Source organism: Streptomyces sp. NBC_00090 (genome assembly GCF_045160815.1).
Lineage (GTDB): Bacteria > Actinomycetota > Actinomycetes > Streptomycetales > Streptomycetaceae > Streptomyces.
The window spans coordinates 4,028,052-4,046,126 of the sequence record NZ_CP108224.1; the positions used below are offsets into that span (position 1 = coordinate 4,028,052).

At 73.7% G+C, this 18,075-nt stretch carries 20 protein-coding genes; 5 read left to right on the top strand and 15 right to left on the bottom strand.

All coding sequences use genetic code 11. The features are described 5' to 3' along the window. Positions 1-324 precede the first annotated feature (324 nt). On the top strand, positions 325-915 hold the full coding sequence (locus OG361_RS17765) for an SCO3374 family protein (protein WP_405854693.1): 591 nt from the start codon (positions 325-327) through the stop codon (positions 913-915). Here the strand turns inward: OG361_RS17765 and OG361_RS17770 are convergent. The 10 genes from OG361_RS17770 to OG361_RS17815 all read right to left on the bottom strand — a co-directional run bounded on the left by OG361_RS17770 (position 894) and on the right by OG361_RS17815 (position 9,134). Beyond that, on the bottom strand, positions 894-1,229 hold the full coding sequence (locus OG361_RS17770; protein ID WP_384576041.1) for an Lsr2 family protein: 336 nt from the start codon (positions 1,227-1,229) through the stop codon (positions 894-896). The two genes, OG361_RS17765 and OG361_RS17770, sit on opposite strands and share 22 nt — an antisense overlap. 156 nt (positions 1,230-1,385) lie before the next feature. Beyond that, the gene (locus tag OG361_RS17775; protein ID WP_405854695.1) at positions 1,386-1,931 is read right to left on the bottom strand and encodes an amino-acid N-acetyltransferase; all 546 of its coding nucleotides are present in this window, start codon (positions 1,929-1,931) and stop codon (positions 1,386-1,388) included. 9 nt (positions 1,932-1,940) lie between these two features. Next, entirely contained in the window at positions 1,941-2,435 is a 495-nt protein-coding gene (locus OG361_RS17780; protein WP_405854697.1) for a BlaI/MecI/CopY family transcriptional regulator, read from the bottom strand. A 123-nt stretch (positions 2,436-2,558) separates the two neighbouring features. Next, complete coding sequence (locus OG361_RS17785) at positions 2,559-2,738, bottom strand: hypothetical protein (RefSeq protein WP_384576049.1); 180 nt, start codon at positions 2,736-2,738, stop codon at positions 2,559-2,561. A 14-nt stretch (positions 2,739-2,752) separates the two neighbouring features. Then, positions 2,753-3,349, bottom strand: a complete 597-nt coding sequence (locus OG361_RS17790) for a hypothetical protein (protein ID WP_405862307.1) — start codon at positions 3,347-3,349, stop codon at positions 2,753-2,755. Between the two features lie 148 nt (positions 3,350-3,497). Continuing rightward, the gene (locus OG361_RS17795) at positions 3,498-4,304 is read right to left on the bottom strand and encodes a type III pantothenate kinase (RefSeq protein WP_405854700.1); all 807 of its coding nucleotides are present in this window, start codon (positions 4,302-4,304) and stop codon (positions 3,498-3,500) included. Next, positions 4,304-5,323, bottom strand: coding sequence for a carboxylating nicotinate-nucleotide diphosphorylase (gene nadC, locus OG361_RS17800; RefSeq protein ID WP_384576055.1), 1,020 nt, complete (start codon positions 5,321-5,323; stop codon positions 4,304-4,306). Before nadC ends, OG361_RS17795 begins: the two co-directional genes overlap by 1 nt. After that, positions 5,324-7,018 (bottom strand): L-aspartate oxidase, encoded by a 1,695-nt coding sequence (locus OG361_RS17805; RefSeq protein ID WP_405854702.1) that lies wholly within the window; start codon positions 7,016-7,018, stop codon positions 5,324-5,326. After that, positions 7,015-8,019 carry a pantoate--beta-alanine ligase gene (gene panC / locus OG361_RS17810; protein ID WP_405862309.1) on the bottom strand — a complete coding sequence of 335 codons (1,005 nt, stop codon included), beginning with the start codon at positions 8,017-8,019 and terminating at the stop codon, positions 7,015-7,017. The genes OG361_RS17805 and panC overlap by 4 nt, the downstream gene beginning before the upstream one ends. Positions 8,020-8,144: 125 nt before the next feature. Continuing rightward, positions 8,145-9,134: a Rossmann-like and DUF2520 domain-containing protein gene (locus OG361_RS17815; protein WP_405854704.1), complete on the bottom strand. Its 990-nt coding sequence runs from the start codon at positions 9,132-9,134 to the stop codon at positions 8,145-8,147. Positions 9,135-9,260: 126 nt separating this feature from the next. Here OG361_RS17815 and OG361_RS17820 point away from each other — a divergent pair, with 126 nt between their 5' ends. Continuing rightward, complete coding sequence (locus OG361_RS17820) at positions 9,261-10,439, top strand: threonine aldolase family protein (RefSeq protein ID WP_405854706.1); 1,179 nt, start codon at positions 9,261-9,263, stop codon at positions 10,437-10,439. Positions 10,440-10,527: 88 nt separating this feature from the next. Here OG361_RS17820 and OG361_RS17825 read toward each other — a convergent pair whose 3' ends face one another. Further along, complete coding sequence (locus tag OG361_RS17825) at positions 10,528-10,761, bottom strand: hypothetical protein (RefSeq protein ID WP_405854708.1); 234 nt, start codon at positions 10,759-10,761, stop codon at positions 10,528-10,530. A gap of 100 nt (positions 10,762-10,861) precedes the next feature. Here OG361_RS17825 and OG361_RS17830 point away from each other — a divergent pair, with 100 nt between their 5' ends. After that, the gene (locus OG361_RS17830; RefSeq protein ID WP_405854710.1) at positions 10,862-11,950 is read left to right on the top strand and encodes a DUF5937 family protein; all 1,089 of its coding nucleotides are present in this window, start codon (positions 10,862-10,864) and stop codon (positions 11,948-11,950) included. Positions 11,951-11,960: 10 nt separating this feature from the next. Here the strand turns inward: OG361_RS17830 and OG361_RS17835 are convergent, their stop codons facing one another. Further along, a complete protein-coding gene (locus OG361_RS17835; protein WP_405854712.1) occupies positions 11,961-12,644 on the bottom strand; it encodes a response regulator in 684 nt (227 codons plus the stop codon). 119 nt (positions 12,645-12,763) lie between these two features. Continuing rightward, positions 12,764-13,966, bottom strand: coding sequence for a sensor histidine kinase (locus OG361_RS17840; protein WP_405854714.1), 1,203 nt, complete (start codon positions 13,964-13,966; stop codon positions 12,764-12,766). A 99-nt stretch (positions 13,967-14,065) separates the two neighbouring features. On the opposite strand from OG361_RS17840, the gene OG361_RS17845 reads away from it, so the two are divergent. Together OG361_RS17845 and OG361_RS17850 are read left to right on the top strand one after the other, a co-directional pair. After that, on the top strand, positions 14,066-15,076 hold the full coding sequence (locus OG361_RS17845; RefSeq protein ID WP_405862311.1) for an SAM-dependent methyltransferase: 1,011 nt from the start codon (positions 14,066-14,068) through the stop codon (positions 15,074-15,076). Positions 15,077-15,222: 146 nt separating this feature from the next. Further along, the gene (locus tag OG361_RS17850; RefSeq protein WP_384576079.1) at positions 15,223-16,365 is read left to right on the top strand and encodes an NADH-quinone oxidoreductase subunit D; all 1,143 of its coding nucleotides are present in this window, start codon (positions 15,223-15,225) and stop codon (positions 16,363-16,365) included. A gap of 28 nt (positions 16,366-16,393) precedes the next feature. On the opposite strand, the gene OG361_RS17855 is transcribed toward OG361_RS17850, so the two are convergent. Together OG361_RS17855 and OG361_RS17860 are read right to left on the bottom strand one after the other, a co-directional pair. Further along, positions 16,394-16,909: a GNAT family N-acetyltransferase gene (locus OG361_RS17855; RefSeq protein ID WP_405854717.1), complete on the bottom strand. Its 516-nt coding sequence runs from the start codon at positions 16,907-16,909 to the stop codon at positions 16,394-16,396. Continuing rightward, positions 16,906-18,066 carry a hypothetical protein gene (locus OG361_RS17860; RefSeq protein WP_405854719.1) on the bottom strand — a complete coding sequence of 387 codons (1,161 nt, stop codon included), beginning with the start codon at positions 18,064-18,066 and terminating at the stop codon, positions 16,906-16,908. The genes OG361_RS17855 and OG361_RS17860 overlap by 4 nt, the downstream gene beginning before the upstream one ends. Positions 18,067-18,075 lie beyond the last annotated feature (9 nt).

Consider the following 18,075-nt stretch of genomic DNA (forward strand, 5'->3'; position numbering starts at 1 on the left):
ACAACCGACAAATGCTCCAACCCGATGGTGCGAGACGATGTTCCCGCAGGCCAAGTAGTTACCCGCGCCTTGAGTACGCCGATGGCGAACGTGAGACGCCGAAGCCCGCGAGTCGCCCCTCTCCACTAGGAATGTCTTACCCGTAAGCACTGACACTCCATGCGGCGCACCCCGGTTCCCTCCGCTACCAGCGAACAACCTTGCGCTGCCGAATGCGCCCGTACGCCCCATCACGGACACCTTGCGCATCCGGAGCGGGACGTTACGTCACCGCGGAGGGGCTCGCGGGCGTAACCAAGAAGCCTTCGCGGGAGTTGCCCGGACATGGCCCTCACCGTCCCGTCCCCCCGCTCGCCGCTCGACGGCGGTCTGGCGCGGTGGTACGAGCACGAGCTCGGCTGGGCGGCGGTGGCGGGTCCCCCGGTGCAGCTGGTCACGGGGCTGCGCTTCGATGTCCTCGAGCTGCCCGCGACGGCGGGCCGTGGCGTCCTGCGCCGGATGGGCGCTGCGACGGGGCCCGTGGCCCTGATGGGGCGCCGGATGCGGCTGCTGGTGGCCGCGGGGAGCGCGGAGGAGCTCCCTGGGCTGCTCGACTGGCTCGAGTGGGGCGGGATCTCACTGGATCTCGTGGCGCTGGGCACCGACGGCCGGATGACCGCGCCCCTCCCCCCGGGGCGGGGCGCCTCCGGCACGCCGGGTGCCGCTGTGTGGCTGCGGGCGCCCGTGCCGGGGCGCGAGGTCGAGTCCTCGCTTCCGGCCCTGCCGTCCGCGCCGTGGGGCCGTGCGGATGCCCCTTGCCTGGTGCGTCTCGTGGCCGCCGCCGCGGCGGAGTGCCACCGGGCGCGGCTGCTCAGCGCCCGGGCCTGCGGCCCGGCGCCTCAGCAGCTTTCGCCTCAGCGGTTCGCGTCCTCGTAGGCGGCCTTCACCTTCGCCGGAACACGACCGCGGTCGTTGACCTCGTGACCGTTCTCCTTGGCCCATGCGCGGATCTTCGCGGTATCGGGGCTGCCACCGACGGAGACCCGGCTCTTGCCGCGCGTGGTGGCGCTGCGGCCACCCGTGCGACGACCGCTCTTGGTGTACGGCTCGAGCAGGCCACGGAGCTTTTCCGCGTTGCCGGCGGTGAGGTCGATCTCGTAGGTCTTGCCGTCCAACGCGAACGTCACGGTCTCGTCCGCCTCGACACCGTCGAGGTCGTCGACAAGAAGGACCTGAACCTTCTGTGCCACCGGATTTCCTTTCATCGAAAATGCAGTACGCGGAAAGGAAACCGCTTTTCCCGGAAAAACACAAACCCCTGGGAGAGGTTCAGATCCCCGGCAACGCGGGAAACGTGCGCGTTTCGGACATAGGGATCCGCTTCGGCTTCCCTCCGGGGTTCCGGGTCACAGGTGCAGAAGCATCCGGCTGTTGCCCAAGGTGTTCGGCTTCACTCGTTCGAGACCGAGGAACTCGGCGACTCCCTCGTCATAGGAACGGAGGAGCTCGCTGTAGACATCTCCGTCGACCGGGGTCTCGCCGATCTCGACGAAGCCGTGCTTCGCGAAGAAGTCGACTTCGAAGGTCAGGCAGAATACCCGCCGCACCCCGAGCCATCGGGCGGTGTGCAACAACTTGTCGAGCACCTGATGTCCGACGCCGGCTCCCTTGAACTCGGCATCGACGGCGAGAGTGCGGACTTCCGCGAGGTCTTCCCACATGACGTGCAGGGCGCCGCAACCGACGACCGTGGCGTCCTCGTCGCGTTCCGCGACCCAGAACTCCTGGATGGACTCGTAAAGGGTCACGGTCGCCTTGTCGAGAAGGATCCCGCGCTGGACGAAGGGATCCACAAGGCGGCGCACCGCGGCGACATCTCCGGTGCGGGCCCTGCGTACGGTGACGGCTTTCGCGGAAGCCGGGGAAGTTGCGGAGGAAGCAGACGGCGACATGGGGGGACGCTATCGCCCCTGGGCCCCGGTCCCGTCGGCGGCCTTGTCCGCCTCGATCTTGTCGGCCTCGGCCTTGTCCGCCTCGATCTTCCCGTCCACGGGCTTCTCCGCGGCCGGTTCTTCGGGCGGGGCCGGGATCGGGTTGTCGCGCTGGACGATACGGATGGCGTCGTTCAGCGCCTCGCGCTGGTCCTGCGACATCATGCCGAAGAAGGCGACGAGGGCGGCCGCGGGGTTGTCGCTCTGGGCCCAGGCCTCGTTCATCAGCGCGGCCGAGTAAGCGGCCCGGGTGGAGACCGCCGTATATCGATAGGCGCGGCCGTCGACTTCCCTGCGCACCCAGCCCTTCTGATGGAGATTGTCCATGACGGTCATGACGGTGGTGTAGGCGATGGACCGTTCCTGCTGGAGGTCTTCCAGAACTTCCCGGACGGTCACCGGACGGTTCCATTGCCAGACGCGCGTCATGACGGCGTCCTCAAGCTCTCCCAATGGACGGGGCACAGTGCCACCATAGTTCGCAAAGGGTTGGCAAGCGTCTATTTACATGGAGAAACGCAACAAAAAGGACGCGCGACCTGTAAAGGTCGCACGTCCCGGTGGTGCGGGGTTCCTCGGCGCGGTGCCTCAGGAAGTGGCGGCGCCGTCCGCCTGGCGGGTGGCCTCGGCGCGGGCGAGGGCGGCGTCCACGACCGCGTCCTCCTTGGCCTTGTTCGGGCCGCCCTGGCTCTTGACGATCGTGACGACGAGGCCGATGAAGAACGCGGCCATCACGACGGGGGGCAGGAGCGCGGATACGTAGTCCATGACGTCCAGAGTAGCTATCCGGCGACCCGTTCCTCGGGCGGGGGCGGGGGTACGGGCCGTCGGCGCGGCGGGAACACCTCGGAGGGCTTCGGTACGGGGCGATCGCCCGGGGGCGGCCCGGACGGCGGGTTCGGTTTCGGCTCCCCGGCCGCCGAGCGCCCGCCGGGGAGGGCGAGCAGCCGGACCCGGGGGGCGATCGCCGCACCGGCGGGGGCCACGGTCGACGCCGTCGCCTGGGAGACCCGGGCGAGGCGGGCGCGTACGGAGCGCTCGGCGAGGAGCCGGCAGCGCGCGAGCAGCTCGGCGGCCGCGGGGTCGCCGCGCAGCGCGCGCAGGGCAGCGAGGTCGTCGACCCCGGGGTCGTAGCCGCCGACCAGGGCCCCCTTGAGGAGCGCCAGATAGCCGGGGAGCGAGCCGGGGAGGGCCTCGCGGTAGCGGGCCAGGTCGTCGAGGAGGAAGGCGCGCAGCCGGCCGGCCTCGCGTACCGCCTCGTCCACGGAGTCGGCCAGGCACAGGTAGTCCTGGACGTCCTCGTCCTGGAGGGGGGCAGGGTGGAGGGCGATGGCAAGGGCGCGGCGGAGCACACGCAGCTCGTCCGCGCTGAACGCCATGCCGCCGCGAGATCCGTATGGCGTGGGCATGGGCCGACGATACGCGCTAATCGGACAATTTTCTCTTAGCGATCATTCCGGCGCGCCGGGACGATCACCGTCCCGGCGGGACGATCAGCGCCGGAATGACCGCCGGGAGGGCGGAGGCTCACATCCGGGAGACGTTCCGCTCGTACACCAGCCGCAGGCCGATCAGGGTCAGCCAGGGCTCGTGCTCGTCGATCTCCGCCGACTCGCCGAGAACCATCGGGGCCAGACCGCCCGTCGCGATCACCGTCACGTCGGAAGGATCGCCGTTCGGGCCGACGAGCTCGCGCTTCATCCGGGCCACCACGCCGTCGACCTGGCCCGCGTAGCCGTAGATGATGCCCGACTGCATCGCCTCGACCGTGTTCTTGCCGATCACGTTGCGCGGGCGGGCCAGCTCGATCTTGCGGAGCATGGCCCCCTTCACGCCCAGCGCCTCGACCGAGATCTCGATGCCCGGCGCGATCGCCCCGCCCGCGTACTCACCGCGCACGGTGACCGCGTCGTACGTCGTCGCCGTACCGAAGTCGACGACGATCGCCGGACCGCCGTACAGCTCGACCGCCGCGGCCGCGTTGATGATGCGGTCCGCGCCGACCTCCTTCGGGTTGTCGGTGATGACCGGGACGCCCGTCTTGACGCCCGGCTCCACCAGGACCGCCGGCACGTCCCCGTAGTACCGGCGGGTCACCTCGCGCAGCTCGTGCAGCACCGAGGGGACCGTCGCGCAGATGGCGATCCCCTCGATGCCGTCGCTCAGCTCGACGCCGAGCAGCGGGTGCATGCCCATGAGGCCCTGGAGCAGGACCGCCATCTCGTCGGCCGTCCTGCGCGGGTCCGTGGAGATCCGCCAGTGCTCGACGATCTCCTCGCCGTCGAAGAGGCCGAGGACCGTGTGCGTGTTGCCGACGTCGATGGTGAGCAGCATCAGGCCCGCACCTCGCGCAGGTCCAGGCCGATGTCGAGGATCGGGGAGGAGTGGGTGAGCCCGCCGACCGCCAGGTAGTCGACGCCGGTCGCCGCGTACGCCGCCGCGTTCTCCAGGGTCAGCCGGCCCGAGGACTCCAGGACGGCACGGCCCGCGACGAGCGCGACGGCCTCCTCGGTCTCCACCGGGGTGAAGTTGTCGAGCAGGATCAGGTCGGCGCCCGCGTCCAGGACCTCGCGGACCTGGTGCATCGTGTCGACCTCGACCTCGATCGGCAGCTCCGGGAACAGCTCCCGTACGGCCTTGAAGGCCTGGGCCACGCCGCCGGCCGCCACCACGTGGTTGTCCTTCACCAGGGCCGCGTCGGAGAGCGACATCCGGTGGTTGACGCCGCCGCCGCAGCGGACCGCGTACTTCTCCAGGGCGCGCAGCCCCGGGGTCGTCTTGCGGGTGTCGCGGACCTTGGCCTTCGTGCCCTCCAGGGCGTCCGCCCACGCGCGCGTGGCGGTGGCGATGCCGGAGAGGCGGCAGAGGATGTTGAGCGCGCTGCGCTCGCCGGTGAGCAGGTCGCGGGTGCGGGCGGTGACGCTGAGGAGGGTGTCCCCGGCCTCGACGCGCTCGCCGTCCTCGACGTGCCGCTCGACCTCGAACTCGTCCGCGCACACGATGGACAGCACGGCCTCGGCGACCCGCAGACCCGCCACGACACCGGCCTCGCGGGCCGTGAAGTCGGCGGTGGCGACGGCGTCCTCGGGAACGGTCGCCACGGTCGTCACGTCCACGCCGCCGTCGAGGTCCTCGGCGATGGCGAGGTGCGCGATGTCCTCGACCTGGACGGGGTCGAGACCGGCGTCCGCGAGGAGCTCCGCGAGGGCGGGGTCGAGCCCGCACTCGAACTCCTCCTCGCCGCCGCAGCCGCAGCCGTCGCCACAGCCGCCGGCCGCTTCCGCCGGGGCGGCGCTGATCTGGATCAGAGGGACGTCCACGGGCTCGGGACGGGCTTCCTCGGGCGTGGTCACTTACGGCTCCCTGGGGGCGTCGAGGGTGGGGGGAAGGTCATGCGTGCCGGTCGTCCGGACGTCGAGGGTCCGCTCGGCGGTCAGGCGGACGACGAGATGCCGGCGCCAGTCCGTGTCGTCGCGGTCCGGGTGGTCCTCGCGCCAGTGGCAGCCGCGGGTCTCCTCGCGGCGGCGCGCGGCGGCGACCAGGACCCGGGCGACGCACAGCAGGTTCGTGGTCTCCCAGGACTCCACACCGGGCTCGGCCGCCTTGGTGTCGTCCGTGCCGCCCGCCAGCGCGTCGCTGTGCAGGGAGTCGAGGGCCTCCGCGGCCTCCCGCAGGCTGTTCGCGGAGCGGAGCACCCCCGCACCGGCCGTCATGACCCGCTGGATACGGATCCGCGCGCCGGCCACCGGCAGCGGCAGGGTCACCGGGGCCGGGTGCGGCACCGGGGCGCCCGGCATCCGCGGGGCGGCGGCCGTGATCTCCTCGGCGATCCGCTCGGCGAAGACCAGGCCCTCCAGGAGCGAGTTCGAGGCGAGCCGGTTGGCGCCGTGGACGCCCGTACAGGCGACCTCGCCGCACGCGTACAGGCCCGGGACCGTGGTCCGGCCGCGCAGGTCCGTGCGGACACCGCCGGAGGCGTAGTGCGCGGCGGGGGCGACCGGGATCGGCTCCGTCACCGGATCGATGCCGTGGGCGCGACAGGCGGCCAGGATCGTCGGGAAGCGCTCCGCCCACATCTCGGCGCCGAAGTGACGGGCGTCGAGGTACATGTGCTCGGTGCCCTGCTCCTGCATCCGGCGCATGATCGCCTTGGCGACGATGTCGCGGGGCGCGAGCTCGGCCAGCTCGTGCTGCCCGAGCATGAAGCGGACCCCGTCGGCGTCGACCAGGTACGCGCCCTCACCCCGGACCGCCTCGGAGACCAGCGGCTGCTGGCCCTCGGAGTCGGCGCCGAGGAAGAGCACCGTCGGGTGGAACTGGACGAACTCCAGGTCGGAGACCTCGGCCCCGGCGCGCAGCGCGAGCGCGACGCCGTCGCCGGTGGAGACCGCCGGGTTGGTGGTGGCGGAGAAGACCTGGCCCATGCCGCCGGTGGCGAGGACCACGGCGGGGGCGTGGACGGCTCCGACGCCGTCGTGCTGGCCCTCGCCCATGACGTGGAGGGTCACGCCCGCCGTACGGCCCTCGGCGTCCGTCAGGAGGTCCAGGACGAGCGCGTGCTCGATGAAGCGCACGCCCCCGTCCCGTATCGCCTCGACGAGGGCGCGGGAGATCTCGGCGCCGGTCGCGTCGCCGCCGGCGTGCGCGATCCGGCGGCGGTGGTGGCCGCCCTCACGGGTCAGCGCGATCTCGCCCTCGGCGGTCTTGTCGAAGTCGGCGCCGGTCGCGATGAGCCGACGGACGGCCGCGGGACCCTCCGTGACGAGCAGCCGTACGGCCTCCTCGTCGCAGAGCCCGGCACCGGCGACGAGGGTGTCGTCGAGGTGCTGCTCGGGGGTGTCGCCCTCGCCGAGCGCGGCGGCGATGCCGCCCTGCGCCCAGCGGGTGGAGCCGTCGTCGAGCCGGGCCTTGGTGACGACGACCGTACGGAGCCCCGCGGCCGTGCAGCGCAGGGCGGCGGTGAGGCCCGCGACACCGGAGCCGACCACGACGACGTCGGCGTCGATGGCCCAGCCCGGCGCGGGCGCGTGCAGCCGTATTCCGGTCACTTGGTGGCTCCGAAGGTCAGGGGGATGTTGTCGATGAGCCGCGTGTTCCCCACCCGCGCGGCGACGGCGAGGACCGCCTCCCCGTCGTGGCCGTCGGCGACCTCGGTGAAGTCGGCCGGGTCGACGAGGGCCAGGTAGTCGAGGGTGAGCGGCGGCTCGGCCTTCGCCGCGTCGTCGAGGACGGAGCGGGCCGCGGCCCGGACGGCCTCGGCGCCGCCGCCCTCGGCCGCCTGCGCGACCGCGTGGGCGTCGGCGGCGGCCCGGGCCTCGCCGAGCCGGGAGAGCGCCTCGGCGCGGTTCTCGGCCCGGCCCTGGGCGCCCGGCAGGGACGCGGCACGCGCGCGCAGCGCCTCCTGGGCGGCGAGCCGGTCGCGGGCGGCGAACAGCGCGCCGGACAGCGCGAGCGCGGTACGGCGCTCCGCGGCCGACAGGTAGCGGTTGCGGCTGGAGAGGGCGAGGCCGTCGGTCTCGCGGACGGTCTCCACGCCGACGATCTCGACGGGGAAGTTCAGGTCGCGGGCCATGCGGCGGATCAGGGCCAGCTGCTGGGCGTCCTTCTGCCCGAAGAAGGCCAGGTCGGGCGCGGTGAGGTGGAGGAGCTTGGCGACGACGGTCAGCATCCCGTCGAAGTGACCGGGCCGCGATGCGCCTTCGAGACGCCCGCCCATGGGGCCGGCGGTGATCCGGACCTGGGGCTCGCCGCCCGGGTAGACCTCGTCGACGGAGGGCGCGAAGACGACGCTCGCGCCCGCGTCGAAGGCGAGCTCCAGGTCGGCTTCGAGCGTGCGGGGGTAGCGGTCGAGGTCCTCGCCGGCGCCGAACTGGAGCGGGTTGACGAAGACCGTGACGACGACGAAGCCCTCGGCGCCGACGCGCTCGCGGGCGGTACGGATCAGGGTGGCGTGGCCCTCGTGGAGGGCGCCCATGGTCATGACGACGGCGTTGCGGCCGGGCAGGCCGTGGTGGGCGGCGGCGGCCCGGAGGTCCTCGACCGTGGGCATCAGCTCGGCCGGCCGGTGGCGCACGGGCAGGCCGTCCCCGGCGCGCTCGGCGCTGCCGGCACTGTCGGCGCTGCCAGCACTGTCGGCGCTCCCGGCGCTCCCGGCGCTCTTGCGGGCGAAGAGGGTCATCGGTCGTCTCCTTGCGGCCCGTCGGCCGGGTCTGCCGGGTCTGCCGGGTGGGCGGCTTCGCCCGTCGTCTCGGCGAGCACCCCCAGCAGGTCCTCCGCCAGCTCGGGCTTGAGCAGGCCGTGCGCGAGCGCCCGGTCGGCGGTCGTGCGGGCCATCGCCAGGTAGCCGGCGACGGTGCCGGGCGCGTGCTTGCGCAACTCGGCGACGTGGGCGGCGACCGTACCGGCGTCACCGCGCGCGACGGGGCCGGTCAGGGCCGCGTCCCCGGACCGCAGGGCGTTGTCCAGGGCGGCGCCGAGGAGCGGGCCCAGCATGCGGTCGGGCGCGGCGACCCCGGCCTTGCTGAGCAGCTCCATCGACTGGGCCACCAGGGTGACCAGGTGGTTCGCGCCGAGCGCCAGGGCCGCGTGGTAGAGCGGGCGGGCGTCCTCGGCGATCCACTCGGGCTCGCCGCCCATCTCGATCACCAGGGCCTCGGCGGCGAGCCGCAGCTCCTCGGGCGCGGTCACCCCGAAGGAACAGCCCGCGAGCCGCTGGACGTCGACGGGGGTGCCGGTGAAGGTCATGGCGGGGTGCAGGGCGAGCGGCAGCGCGCCGGCCCGGCGGGCGGGGTCGAGGACCCGTACCCCGTACCGCCCGGAGGTGTGCACGATCAGCTGTCCCGGCCGTACGGCTCCGGTGTCGGCGAGGCCCTCGACCAGGCCCGGCAGGGCGTCGTCCGGGACGGTCAGGAGGACCAGGTCGGCGAGGGCGAGGACGCGGGCGGGCTCCACCACCGGGACGTCGGGCAGGAGCTCGGCGGCGCGGCGCCGGGAGGCGTCGGAGACCGCGGAGACGGCGACGGGGCGGTGGCCCGCGAGCCGGAGGGCGGCGGCGAGGGCGGGGCCCACGCGGCCGGCGCCGACGACTCCGACGGTGAGCCGGGCGGGTCGGTCCTCGGCTCGGGGCTCCGATGCCCGGGGCTCTGGCGCTGCTGGTGCGTTCACGGTGGGGACGGCCTTCCGTTCCAGTCCTCGGCGGGTACCGGACGATTTCTGGTCATGCTACGCCAGCGGATTCGTGGTGCTCCGTGGCTGCCCACAGGGTGTGGGTGGCGGTGTGATGATCGGTCCATGGAACCGACCGAACCGGTGGACACGAGGGAACCGATGGACGAGGAAGCGGCCCGGCTGTACCGGGCGAAAGTCTGGGGCGGCGCCGAGCGCAAGCTGTGGGACACCTCCGTCGACGGAACGGTCGGGCAGCGGATCCGCGAGCTCGCCGACTGGGCGGAGCTCGCCGGCCACGGGGACGCGCCCCTCGACACGTACGGCAACGGGTTGGTGGAGGAGCTCGAACGGCGCGTGGCCGAGGAGCTCGGTCTGCCCGCCGCCGTCTTCTTCCCGACCGGCACGATGGCCCAGCAGGTCGCGCTGCGCTGCTGGGCAGGGCGCACCGGCAGCCCCGTCGTCGCCCTCCACCCGCTCGCCCACCCCGAGGTCCACGAGGGCGGGGCGTTCGAGGCCGTCTCCGGGCTCCGTACGGTCCACCCGACCGACGCGCCGCGGCTGCCCACGGCCCAGGAGGTCCGCGACCACCCGGAGTCCTTCGGGACGCTGATGCTGGAGCTTCCGCTGCGCGACGCGGGCTTCGTGCTGCCCTCCTGGGACGAGCTCACCGAGGTGGTCGAGGCCGCCCGGGAGCGGGACGCGGTGGTCCACTTCGACGGCGCGCGGCTGTGGGAGTGCACGACGCCCTTCGGCCGCGGGCTCGCGGAGATCGCCGGGCTCGCGGACAGCGTGTACGTCTCGTTCTACAAGTCCCTCGGTGGCCTGTCCGGGGCCGCGCTCGCCGGTCCCGAGGACGTCATGGAGGAGGCGCGGGTCTGGCGGCACCGGTACGGGGGACTGCTCTTCCAGCAGTACCCGGCGGCGCTCTCCGCGCTCCGCGGCCTGGAGGTCGAGCTGCCACGGCTGCCCTCGTACGTGCGCCACGCGCGCGTGGTGGCCGAGGCCGTGCGGGAGGAGCTCGCGGAGGCGGGCGTGGGCTGGTTCCGGGTCCACCCCGAGACCCCGCACACCCATCAGTTCCAGGTCTGGCTCCCGTACGCCCCCGAGACCCTCACGGCCGCGGCCCTCGCCCAGACCGAGGCCACCGGAACCGCCCTCTTCCGCCGCTGGTTCGGCCCCGGCGCGGGCGGCCCGCCGGGGGTGGCCGTGACGGAGCTGACCGTGACCGGATCGGGACTGGAGTGGACGGCGGCGGATGTGCGGGCGGCGGTACGGGACTTCCTGGGGCGCGTCGAAGGGTGACCTGGGTGAAGGGAGCGGGGGCTGGTGTAACCGGGCCGGAGTGACGTGGGCCGGAGTGACCGCTCCGGGGTGACCCCGGCCGGGGCCGTCAGCAGGGCGGCCGGTGGCGGCGGTGGCGCCGGTGGCGGCGGTGCAGGGCCGCGCGGAGCCGGAGGCTCAGGTCGCCCCCGGCCCTGCGGCCCGCCACCACCCGGTCGAAGCGGCGGCGGTCGCGGACGGCCCGCAGCAGGGCGACCTCGTACGTGCCGGGCGCCGGCGGCGGAGGTTCCCCGAGCCGGGCGGCGCGGTAGGTGTCGAAGAGGTACTGGTGCAGCGCGTTCATGCGCTCACCGTGCGCCGCGCCGCTGCGGTCGGGCCCGTCGATTGACGGCCCCCGTCAAACGGGACGACGGCTCCCCCGCCCCACCCCGCACCATGGACGGGTGAGCGTGACCATCGACATCACCGGACTGCCGCACGAGCGGATCACCTTCTGCCCCTCGCCCCTGGCCGAACTGGGCGCCGCCCTGCACGCCCTGGCCGAGCCCGCGCACCACCCCCGGCTCCACGCCTGGACCACCACGACCGCGGCGGCGCTGAAGCCGGAGCTCGCGGACCGGCTCCACGAGGCCGACTTCATGTGGAACTCCACCCGCTCGGACATCCTGCTGCCGCCGCGGCCCCGGGAGACCCTCGCGGAGGAGCTGGACGACCTCGACCGCATGGACGACGAGAAGTACGTGGGCTCCGCCCTGGAGATCTCCTGCAACAGCAAGTACACGCACGGAGCGCCCTCACCGCTCGTCGACGAGCGGATGCGCCGCCGCGCCCTCGACCTGGCAGCGGCGCGCGGGCCCCGGCAGACCGCCTTCGTGGAGCGGATGCTGGCCGACCCTCCCGGCACGCGCGCGTGGATCCGGCGGCTGCTGGAGGACTGCGACGAGGCCTTCTTCGCGGACACCTGGAACCGGGTCCACGTCCAGCTCGCCGCCGACGCCCGCCACAAGACCGAGCTGCTGCGCCGCAAGGGGCTGGCCGAGGCGGTCGCCGACGCCTCCGCCGCGATGACCCTGGAGGAGGACGAGCAGGGCTCCCGGATCGTCGTGGACAAGCTGATCCAGGGCCGGACGAGCGCCGAGGGCTCCGGACTGACGTTCGTGCCGACGGCCTTCGGCTGGCCGCACCTCTTCGCCCTGCACGCGCCCGGCTGGCAGCCGGTGGTCCAGTACCCCGTGCCCACGCGCGACCTCGGCGGCGCGGCCTCCGTCCAGGCGGTCAGGCTGCGCCTGGAGGCCCTCGACCACCCCATGCGGATGCGGCTCTGCCGCAGTCTGGCCCGGGGCACGAACACGACGAGCGAACTGGCCGACGCGTACAACATCACCGCCCCCGAGGTCTCCCGCCACCTCGCGGTCATGAAGAAGGCCGGCCTGGTCACGACCCAGCGCCGCGGCCGGTACGTCCTGCACCAGCTCGACGTGACCGTCGTCGCCCGGCTCGGCAGCGACTTCCTGGAGAGCGTCCTGCGCTGAGAGGATCCGGCTAGGACGCGGCGCCGCCGCCCGCGCGGACCAGGCCCGACTCGTACGCGAGGACCACGACCTGGACCCGGTCGCGCAGGCCCAGCTTGGTCAGGATCCGGCCCACGTGGGTCTTCACCGTCGCTTCCGAAAGGACGAGCCGGGCGGCGATCTCGCCGTTCGACAGGCCCTGCGCGACCAGCATCATCACCTCGCGCTCCCGGTCCGTGAGCCGCGCCAGCGCGGTGTCGACGGCCCGGGTCTCCTTGCCCGTCGACGGCAGCATCGGCGAGAAGCGGTCGAGCAGGCGGCGGGTCGTCGAGGGCGCCACCACCGCGTCGCCGCTGTGCACCGAACGGATCGCGCCGAGCAGCTCCGCCGGCGGCACGTCCTTCAGCATGAAGCCGCTCGCGCCCGCCTTCAGCCCCGAGAAGGCGTACTCGTCGAGGTCGAACGTGGTCAGGATCAGCACCTTCGGGGCGTCCGGCTGGGAGCAGATCCGCCGGGTCGTCTCCACCCCGTCCAGCTTCGGCATGCGCACGTCCATCAGGACGACGTCGACCGCCGTGGACCGCAGGACCTCCAGCGCCTCCACGCCGTCACCGGCCTCCGCCACGACCTCCATGTCCGGCTGGGCGGCGAGCACCATGCGGAAACCGGTGCGGAGCAGCACCTGGTCGTCGACGAGCATCACGCGGATGGACATGAGGTCAGTTCCTTAAGGGGCGTCGGGACGGGGCGTCGGGGCGGGGCGTCGGGGCGGGCATCGGGGCGGGTATCGGGCAGGGCGTCGGGCAGGGCGTCGGGAACGGTCGTCGGAGGCCGTCAGTGAGCGGGCTTGAGGGGGAGCAGGGCGCTGATGCGGAAACCGCCGCCGGGGCGCGGCCCCGCGTCCAGCGTGCCGCCGACCATGCCGACCCGCTCCCGCATACCGATCAGACCATGGCCCCGCCCGTCGGCGCCGCCGTCCTCGTACATCTCCTGCGGAGCGCCTCGGCCGTCGTCCTCGACGAGCAGCCCGAGTCCGTCGTCGAAGTAGACCAGCCGGACACTGGCGCCGACGTCCGGCCCGCCGTGCTTGCGCGTGTTGGTCAGGGCCTCCTGCACGATCCGGTACGCGGTGAGCTCGACGCCGCTGGGCAGCGGGCGCGGGCTCCCCTCGATCGCGAAGTCGACGGTGAGACCGGCGCCGCGGACCTGCTCGACGAGGTCCTCGATCTGCCCCACGTCGGGCTGCGGCACGTACTCGCCGGCCTCCTGGTGCTCCCCGGTCCGCAGGATGCCGAGAAGGCGGCGCATCTCGGCGAGCGCCTGCCGGCCGGTGGTGGAGATGGTCTCCAGGGCCTGCTTGGCGGTCTCCGGGGAGGAGTCCATGACATAGGCGGCGCCGTCGGCCTGGACCACCATCACCGACACGTTGTGCGCGACGACGTCGTGCAGCTCGCGGGCGATCCGGGCCCGCTCGGCGGCGACGGCGACCTTGGCCTGGGCCTCGCGCTCCCGCTCCAGGCGGGAGGCCCGCTCCTCCAGCTGCGCGAAGTAGGCGCGGCGGGTGCGGAGCGAGTCGCCGAGGACCCAGGCGAGCGCGAACGGCACGGTCATGATGACCGTGAAGAAGACCTGGGCCGCTCCGGAGTCGGTCTCCTCCATGGGCCATCTGAGCTGCGAGAGCGTGGAGGCGCCGAGCCCGCCGATGAGGGCGAGGCGGGAGGCCCAGCGGGGCCCGTCGTGCGCCGCGACCGTGAAGATGATCACGAGCATGGCGAAGTCGGCCATGAACGGCTTCAGGTCGAAGGCGAGCTGGGCGACGCCGAGGGCGACCGCGAGCAGCAGCATCTTCTCGGGGGCGCGTCGGCGCAGGGCCACGACCAGGGAGAAGAGCACGGCGACCGCCCCGAACGCGACGGGCTGCCCCACCACGGGGTAGGTCGTCCCCACCCACAGCAGGGAGAACCCGAGGAGGACGACGGCCCAGAAGGTGTCGACGCCCGTCGGGTGTCTGCGGAGGAAGTCGTAGAGGCGCTGCACGTCACCCAGAGTAGGGAAGGCGGAAGGTTCAGGGATCAACCGTGGGGTCGATCCTTGGCGCGGGGCCCGTACTCCCCGAGGTGGAGACTGGGGCGCGTGATGGATGAGACGTGTCAGTGGCAGGGGTGGCGCGAGGCCACGGAACGGGCGCTGTACGGCCCGGAAGGCTTCTATCTGCGCCCCGAGGGTCCTGCGGGTCACTTCCGTACCTCGGTGCACGCCTCCCCGCTCTTCGCGGGGGCCGTGGCCCGGCTGCTCGGTGAGGTGGCGGCGGAGCTGGGAACGGCCGAGGTCGATCTCGTGGACGTGGGCGCGGGGCGGGGTGAGCTGCTCACGGCGGTGCTCGCGGCGGCCGCCGGTACGGAGCTCCGGGTCCGGGCGTACGCGGTCGAGCGCGCCGCCCGTCCGGCGGGGCTCGACCCGCGGATCGTCTGGACGGACCGGCTGCCGGTGGGGGTGCGCGGGCTCCTCTTCGCGAACGAGTGGCTCGACAACGTGCCGGTGGACGTGGCCGAGGCGGACGCGGAGGGCACGGCGAGGTACGTGGAGGTCCGCGCGGACGGCACGGAACGGCTCGGCGGCCCGGTGTCCGGACCGGACGCCGACTGGCTGGCCCGCTGGTGGCCGCTGCGGGAGCCCGGCGCCCGGGCCGAGATCGGGCGGACCCGGGACGAGGCCTGGGCGGCGGCGGTGGCCTCGCTCGCGGCGGGCCGCGCGGTGGCCGTGGACTACGCGCACGTACGGGAGTCCCGGCCGCCCTTCGGCACCCTGACCGGCTTCCGGGCCGGCCGCGAGGTGCCCCCGGTCCCGGACGGCACCTGCGACCTGACGGCCCACGTGGCGCTCGACGCGTGCGCGGCGGCGGTCGCCTCCCAGGACGCGGGTGGTGGCGCGGCCGGGTCGCCGGTGGCCGAGCTGGTCCCGCAGCGGGAGGCCCTGCACGCCCTCGGGGTGTCCGGTGGACGGCCCCCGCTCTCGCTCGCCTCGTCCGACCCGGCCGCGTACGTCCGCGCCCTCGCCACCGCCGGGGAGGCCGCCGAGCTCACCGCCCGCGGCGGTCTCGGCGACTTCCTCTGGCTGACCGTGCGGGTCCCGGCGACGACGGCCTGACCCACCCACCGACCTGCCCGGAACCGGACCAAACCGGAACCGGTCGGGCGATCGCGGTGTGGACCTTCCGGCCCCCGGCCGATCCGCGTGCACGCCTTGACGGGCAGGGCAGCGGGGCGTCCGGGCGGCGGGGGATACTGTCCCGCATGACGGAGACGACGGTCGGAATCGGCGGCGCGGCGGAGAGCACCGACATGGTGCTGAACATCGGACCGCAGCATCCCTCGACCCATGGCGTGCTCCGGCTCAGGCTCGTGCTCGACGGCGAGGTGGTCCGGCAGGCCGAGCCGGTGATCGGCTACATGCACCGCGGCGCCGAGAAGCTCTTCGAGGCGCGGGACTACCGGCAGATCATCATGCTGGCCAACCGCCACGACTGGCTCTCCGCCTTCTCCAACGAGCTCGGTGTCGTCATGGCCGTCGAGCGGATGCTCGGCATGGAGGTCCCCGAGCGGGCCGTGTGGACCCGTACGCTCCTCGCCGAGCTGAACCGGGTCCTCAACCACCTCATGTTCCTCGGCTCGTACCCCCTCGAACTGGGCGGGATCACCCCGGTCTTCCACGCGTTCCGGGAGCGCGAGGAGCTCCAGGCGGTGATGGAGGAGGTCTCCGGCGGCCGGATGCACTACATGTTCAACCGGGTCGGCGGCCTCAAGGAGGACCTGCCCGCCGGCTGGCTGGGGCGGGCGCGGCAGGCCGTCGCGGACGTCCGGTCGCGGATGGACGTGTACGACCGGCTGGTCCTCGGCAACGAGATCTTCCGGGGCCGTACGCGCGGGGTCGGCGTCCTGTCGCAGGCCGCGGTCCACGCGTACGGGGTGTCCGGGCCCATCGCCCGCGCCTCGGGCGTCGACTTCGACCTGCGCCGCGACGAGCCGTACCTCGCCTACGGGGAGCTCCAGGACACCCTGCGGGTCGCCGTGCGCCAGGAGGGCGACTGCCTGGCCCGCTTCGAGTGCCTGCTCGACCAGACGCACAACTCCCTGGACCTGGCGGACGCCTGTCTCGACCGGATGGCCGAGCTGCCGCAGGGGCCGATCAACCAGCGGCTGCCGAAGGTGCTGAAGGCCCCGGAGGGGCACACCTACGCCTGGACCGAGAACCCGCTGGGCGTCAACGGCTACTACCTGGTGTCGAAGGGCGAGAAGACCCCGTACCGGCTGAAGCTGCGCTCGGCCTCGTTCAACAACATCCAGGCGCTGGTCGAGCTGCTGCCGGGGACGCTCGTCGCCGACATGGTGGCGATCCTCGGCTCGCTGTTCTTCGTCGTCGGCGACATCGACAAGTAGGCGGCCCCGCCGGCCCCCGGCGCGGGGGTCAGGCGTGTCTCATCACGACGTAGTCGCGCTGCTCCTTGGCGGGGCGCCGGCGGTCCACGACCGTCCAGCCCCAGCGCGCGTACCGGTCCGTCAGTTCCGGTACGTCCAGGGTCATGAGCAGGGCCGGTCCCGGCGACCCGACCACGAGCAGCCCGTCGTGGAGGGCCCGGCCGATGCCCCGGCCCTGACTGCCGGGGGCGACGACCAGCTCGGCAAGCTCGAAGAAGGGCTCGTCGCCGGACAGGGCGGTGTCGGTCCATCCGGCCGCGAAGCCGAGCAGGGCGGCGTCGGCATCGCCGGTGCCGTCGTCGGTGCCCTCCTCGGCGTACGCGGCCGCCGCGCAGAAGTCGTCCTTCCGCGCGGCGCTGTCGAGCAGCCGGTCCACGGTCCGTACGGCGCCGAGCGGCGGCTCGTGCCAGGGAGGTCCGCCGAAGGCCTGGGCGCACAGGGCGATCAGCTCGTCGCGGCGCCGTACCACCTCCGCGGCCGGAAGCAGGGCGAGCCGGTACGTCACGAGCTGACCGCGCCCCGCAGTTCGGCGACGTCGATCTGCTCGGTCTCGTCGTGCGCGGTCAGGTCGATGACCTGGCCGATCGCCCGGGGCGGCACGGGCGCGGCGAGCGGGGCGAGCGGGACGAGGAAGGGGGTCTCGGCGGCCAGGGCCTCTTCCAGGACCTCCTCGCCCACGACGTCGGCGAGGTCGGTGTTCTGCACGGCCTCGATGGCCGCCGCCGCCTTCTGCGTACCGAAGAAGTCGAAGCCGCCCTCGGGGCGCGGGACGGGCCTGCGGGCCGCGTACGGGACGATCGCCGCGGCCGCCGGAACGGCGGGAACGGCGGGACCTGCCGACGCCGCCGCGATCCCCGTGGGCGGGACGGGCACGGCGGCGGGAGTTCCGCCCGGGGCGCCGGCGGCGGAGGTCGGTGCGGCGGGCAGTGCCGCCGGGACGGTGGCGGGCGGGAGGGCGGGGGCGGCCGTACGGGTGTGCTGCTCGGTCCCGACGTCCGCCGCGTGCTTCCCCCGCGGCTCCTCCGTCTCCCGGGCCCGCTCGGCGAGGTCGCGCCGGCGGGCCGCCTCGACGGTGCGCCGGGCCTGCTGGGCCGCGGCGTTGCGCGGGAGGTCCCGGAGGGCCTGCGCGGCGCGCCGGTACGCCTCCGGGGTGGGCGTGGAGCCGGCGGCGGGCAGCGCCTTCGTGCCGGTCGCGCCGGCCCCGGTGGTCGTCTCCAGGGCGAGGACGCGGCGGCCCTCCAGGGCGCTGGCCCGCTCGGTCTCCGCGGTGGCGTACCGGCGGAGCAGATCGGCGTGCTCGCCGCGCAGCCCGGCGAGTTCGACGCGCTTGGCGCGGAGCTTGGCGTCGAGCCGGGTCCGCAGGGCGCGGGACTCCTCCAGGTCGGACTCCAGCTCGGCGACCCGCTCCTCGGCCTTCCACGTGTCGGCGGTGCGGGCCCGGTTGAGCTCGGCGACGCGGGCGCCGGCGCTCCGGTCCCAACTGCGCATGAGGACGGCGCCGGTGACGGCCGCCGTCGCGGCGGCGGCACTCAGCAGCCGCACGACCAGCAGATCGCCGGGCAGCCAGGCGGCCGCGGCGCACACGACCGCGGCGCCGGCGACCGCGGAGGGCGGCAGCAGCTTGTGCAGAGGCGGGGAATGGCGGTGGCGTCCACGTGGCATGGCCTGAAA

Coding starts and splice junctions, on each gene's coding strand:
- OG361_RS17860 (WP_405854719.1), bottom strand. CDS start 18,066: ATGCCACGTGGACGCCACCGCCATTCCCCGCCTCTGCACAAGCTGCTG.
- OG361_RS17795 (WP_405854700.1), bottom strand. CDS start 4,304: ATGCTGCTCACCATCGACGTCGGCAACACGCACACGGTCCTCGGCCTC.
- OG361_RS17845 (WP_405862311.1), top strand. CDS start 14,066: ATGGATGAGACGTGTCAGTGGCAGGGGTGGCGCGAGGCCACGGAACGG.
- panC (WP_405862309.1), bottom strand. CDS start 8,019: ATGCCCACGGTCGAGGACCTCCGGGCCGCCGCCGCCCACCACGGCCTG.
- OG361_RS17790 (WP_405862307.1), bottom strand. CDS start 3,349: ATGGCGTTCAGCGCGGACGAGCTGCGTGTGCTCCGCCGCGCCCTTGCC.
- OG361_RS17835 (WP_405854712.1), bottom strand. CDS start 12,644: ATGTCCATCCGCGTGATGCTCGTCGACGACCAGGTGCTGCTCCGCACC.
- OG361_RS17765 (WP_405854693.1), top strand. CDS start 325: ATGGCCCTCACCGTCCCGTCCCCCCGCTCGCCGCTCGACGGCGGTCTG.
- OG361_RS17850 (WP_384576079.1), top strand. CDS start 15,223: ATGACGGAGACGACGGTCGGAATCGGCGGCGCGGCGGAGAGCACCGAC.
- OG361_RS17825 (WP_405854708.1), bottom strand. CDS start 10,761: ATGAACGCGCTGCACCAGTACCTCTTCGACACCTACCGCGCCGCCCGG.
- OG361_RS17785 (WP_384576049.1), bottom strand. CDS start 2,738: ATGGACTACGTATCCGCGCTCCTGCCCCCCGTCGTGATGGCCGCGTTC.
- OG361_RS17775 (WP_405854695.1), bottom strand. CDS start 1,931: ATGTCGCCGTCTGCTTCCTCCGCAACTTCCCCGGCTTCCGCGAAAGCC.
- OG361_RS17820 (WP_405854706.1), top strand. CDS start 9,261: ATGGAACCGACCGAACCGGTGGACACGAGGGAACCGATGGACGAGGAA.